General features: G+C 34.6%; 5 protein-coding genes. 4 read left to right on the top strand and 1 reads right to left on the bottom strand.

The window, feature by feature from the left end; all coding sequences use genetic code 11:
- The 3 genes from PN457_RS02745 to PN457_RS02735 all read left to right on the top strand — a co-directional run.
- Nucleotides 1-712, top strand: a 712-nt coding sequence (locus tag PN457_RS02745; protein WP_271731185.1) for a DegT/DnrJ/EryC1/StrS family aminotransferase, incomplete at its 5' end; no start/stop codon positions are given.
- A gap of 49 nt (nucleotides 713-761) precedes the next feature.
- Entirely contained in the window at nucleotides 762-1,706 is a 945-nt protein-coding gene (locus tag PN457_RS02740) for an ATP-grasp domain-containing protein (RefSeq protein WP_271731184.1), read from the top strand.
- A 507-nt stretch (nucleotides 1,707-2,213) separates the two neighbouring features.
- A complete protein-coding gene (locus PN457_RS02735; protein ID WP_271731183.1) occupies nucleotides 2,214-2,930 on the top strand; it encodes a class I SAM-dependent methyltransferase in 717 nt (238 codons plus the stop codon).
- Nucleotides 2,931-2,987: 57 nt separating this feature from the next.
- On the opposite strand, the gene PN457_RS02730 is transcribed toward PN457_RS02735, so the two are convergent.
- The gene (locus tag PN457_RS02730) at nucleotides 2,988-3,317 is read right to left on the bottom strand and encodes a hypothetical protein (RefSeq protein ID WP_271731180.1); all 330 of its coding nucleotides are present in this window, start codon (nucleotides 3,315-3,317) and stop codon (nucleotides 2,988-2,990) included.
- A 140-nt stretch (nucleotides 3,318-3,457) separates the two neighbouring features.
- Between PN457_RS02730 and PN457_RS02725 the strand changes: the two genes are divergently transcribed.
- A partial coding sequence (locus PN457_RS02725) for an IS630 transposase-related protein (protein WP_271731186.1) occupies nucleotides 3,458-3,588 on the top strand: 131 nt, incomplete at its 3' end.

The following is a 3,588-nucleotide window of genomic DNA, read 5'->3' as shown; positions in this document are numbered from 1 at the left end:
TGATCTCAAGCTGATGTTTGATGCTTCCCATGCTTTTGGGTGTTCCCACGGTGGTAAAATGATTGGTAACTTTGGCAGCGCGGAGGTGTTTAGCTTCCATGCGACCAAGTTTATGAATACCTTTGAAGGGGGTGCAATTGTCACCAATGATGATGAGTTAAATCAGAAGCTGCGGTTAATGAAAAACTTTGGCTTTTCTGGTTTTGATAATGTCATCTATTTAGGTACTAATGGGAAAATGTCGGAGGTATCCGCCGCTATGGGGTTAACTTCCCTAGAAAGTATGGAGGAGTTTATTGAGGTTAACCGCCGCAACTATTACTGTTATCAAGAAGGTTTAGCTGGTATTGCTGGGGTGTCCTTGTTTCCGGTGAATCAGGCTGAAAAGCATAATTACCAGTATATTGTCTTGGAGATAGACGAGGAGGAAGCCCAAGTTAGTCGGGATATGTTAATCAAGATTCTCCATGCTGAGAATGTGATTGCGAGGCGCTATTTTTATCCCGGTTGTCACCGTATGGAACCCTATCGCTCTTATTTCCCCCATGCGGGTTTGTTGTTACCTGAGACTGAGAAGTTAGGTCAGAGGGTGTTGGTTTTACCGACGGGGACAGCGATTTCTGAGGAGGATATTACTGAAATATGTCAAGTAATTAAATTAGCCTTGATGACTAAATTTCAGGAATTTTCAGATACAACAACACAAAATTAGCTGATTTTTAAAATTTATTTTTTAGTATAAATTGCATTTCTTAATATCAATGAATATTGCAGTAACAGCAATTGGTTCTATGTCATCTGAAGCAGTGATTAAATCACTGAGAAAAAACAGTAACCATAGAATTATAGGTTTTGATATTTACCCTCAAGAATGGATAGTAACATCAAAGTTAGTTGATTCTTTTTATCAAGTACCTCTAGCAAAAAACAAAGAATACATTGAATATATTTTAGAAATTTGCCACTCAAATAAAGTAGATTTTGTAATTCCACTCACTGATCCTGAAATAGATGTATTATGTATGCAAATTCAACACTTTCGCAATAAAGGTATAACTATATGTTGTCCATATCCACATTCTACACAAATAGCAAGAGATAAATTTAACCTTTTTAATTTTTTTAAGCAAAACAGTGAAATATTAGTGATACCAACTTTTGAAAGTGTAGATGATATTGACATCAATAAGTATAACAACATAATAGCAAAGCCAAGAAAAGGTAGAAGTTCCGAAGGTTTGATTAAATCTAGCAATAAAAAACATCTTCAAAATGCTATTGATCAACCACAAGACTATATTTTTCAACCATGTATTGACGGAAGTTATATAACTGTGGATACAATTAGGGATAAGTTTAAAAATCAAGTTTCTATTTTTCGCAAGGAATTGTTAAGAACAGTTAATGGTGCAGGTGTAGTAATTGAACTATTTAAAGATGATAAATTAAACTATATAGTGAATCAAATTACAGAATCTTTAGATATAATTGGTTGTGTTAATGTTGAATTTATTCTTTTTCAGGGTAGATATTTTCTCATGGATATTAATCCTAGATTCTCAGCAGGAATAAGTTTTTCGATTATTGCTGGCTATGATTTTGTTGGCAACCATCTTAAATGTTTTCAAGGGTTACCCATTGCTCAAGAAATAGCGTATAAGCAGCAAATTATATCAAAAAGGTATGTAGACATAATACACATTTAAATTAAAAAGTATGTCAATTCATGTGTAAATTTCTGTAGCAATGAATCTAATCCAAAACCTAAACAAAGAAGGTTTTGCCCTGACGTGGCGACAAAATAAGCTACAAGACAGACTCCATAAGCCTCATAGCTCTTAGATGTTGTTTGAAAAGTCTCTCATGATGTATCAAAAATTTTATATCCCCCTAAATTCCCCTTAAAAAGGGGGACTTTCACTTTATTTCCCACGTTATTAGGGGGGCAGGGCGGGATCTGCAAGTGTCTAAACTCACCATCTAAAAGTTGTCAAACACCCTCTGATGCGAAATAAGCTGTTGTGCAGCTAAATCGTATAAACAGCATTACCTTTATTTTTAACTTTTTCTCTATTATATAATCTAGCTGCATAATAGCTTACCCTTGTCTGGACAAGTGTAAAGTTTTATGTTTTAATTCAACACTTTTGGCTTTTATGTTTTAAGAAATGATATGTGTTAACAATGATGGTATATTTTAGGGTGACAAATAAATGGACTTATTAAGAGATAAAAACTATTGGGATTCAGAATGGGTGAAAATTTTTGATCGTTATCAGAATGATACAAGATTTGCACATTACTTATACGCTTTCCTAGAAAGTAATGAGAAAAAAATTATAGAAATTGGCGCTGGCAGTTTTCGAGATATGGCAAAAATAAATAACTGGGGCTTAGAATGTTATGGTATAGACTTTTCTGATAAATCAGTTGAAAAAGCTAAAATGCAATTCCCAGAATATGAAAATTTCATCATTCAAGCTGATGCTTTTCAATTACCTTTTAATGATAAATGCTTTGATGTCTCCTATCACAACGGCTTCTGGAGTAATTTCTCCAATAATGATGAAATTAATTTACTGGTTTCTGAGCAATATAGAGTTACAAGTAAAAGAATGATGGTAGCAGTACATAATGCTCATAACGCTTCTTTTGTAGAATACTTTAATAACCTAAAAACTGATGATCCTCTTTACACTGCAAGATTTTTTACTATTTCAGAGGTGACATATTTACTAGAAAAATATTGTGATGATATTAAAATAGTACCTGTAGGAAAGGGAAAAAAGTTATATGAAGATTATTTAATTAATTTAGATATAGGTACTCCTGAAAATTTAAGGAAGTGTTTTAATTATCATCAAATGGATTTACTAGAAAGTAGTGAAAGGTTATTATGTATAGGGACAGTCAAGTCTAAAATTTATTAATTTAGTACAGTAAATTAATAAATTCCAAAAAATTATACTAAAATCGTTTTACTAAAATTACGCCGGGGTAAAATCCTCTATTGTCCAGGAGGCTAAAATCTGCCTGGCTAATTGGTGAATGGGTTTTTTAATGTCTTCTTTGTTGAGTCCCTCAGCATAACTACAATACATATAGGTAGCCACGAATATGGGGAGGGGGAGTTCCTGGGGTTGCTGAATTTGCACCAGCCGCTGAGGGAGTTCCCGCAGGAGGATTTGTTTTTTTTCGTGGGCGCGTTTGGAACCGCAAAAGGGTGGGGAGAGTAAGGCAATCATCAGGCTAGTTACCCCAATGGGATCCCATTCCCAAGCCTGTAAAATGGTATCAATTGTTATAGCAACCGCCAAGTTAATTTAAGCATAAACTATAAGTAGTCCCTTTTCACGTGAAGCGATCGCTTGCTACAGGTATAGCAACCAGCGAGGTAATTTAAGTATAAACTATAAGTAGTCCCTTTTCATGTGAAGCGATCGCTTACTACAGGTATATGCCCAAGCCGTACAGTTACGACCTTCGTCAAAAAGTAATCCAAGCGATTGAACTCGATGGCTTGAAGAAAACTCAAGCCAGTCAAATGTTTAATATTAGTCGCAACACCATCACCCTATGGTTGAAGCG

Source organism: Anabaenopsis arnoldii (assembly GCF_028331025.1).
GTDB lineage: Bacteria > Cyanobacteriota > Cyanobacteriia > Cyanobacteriales > Nostocaceae > Anabaenopsis > Anabaenopsis arnoldii.
The sequence above is the reverse complement of the archived record's forward strand: the minus strand, read 5'-3'. Positions and strand labels throughout refer to the sequence as shown.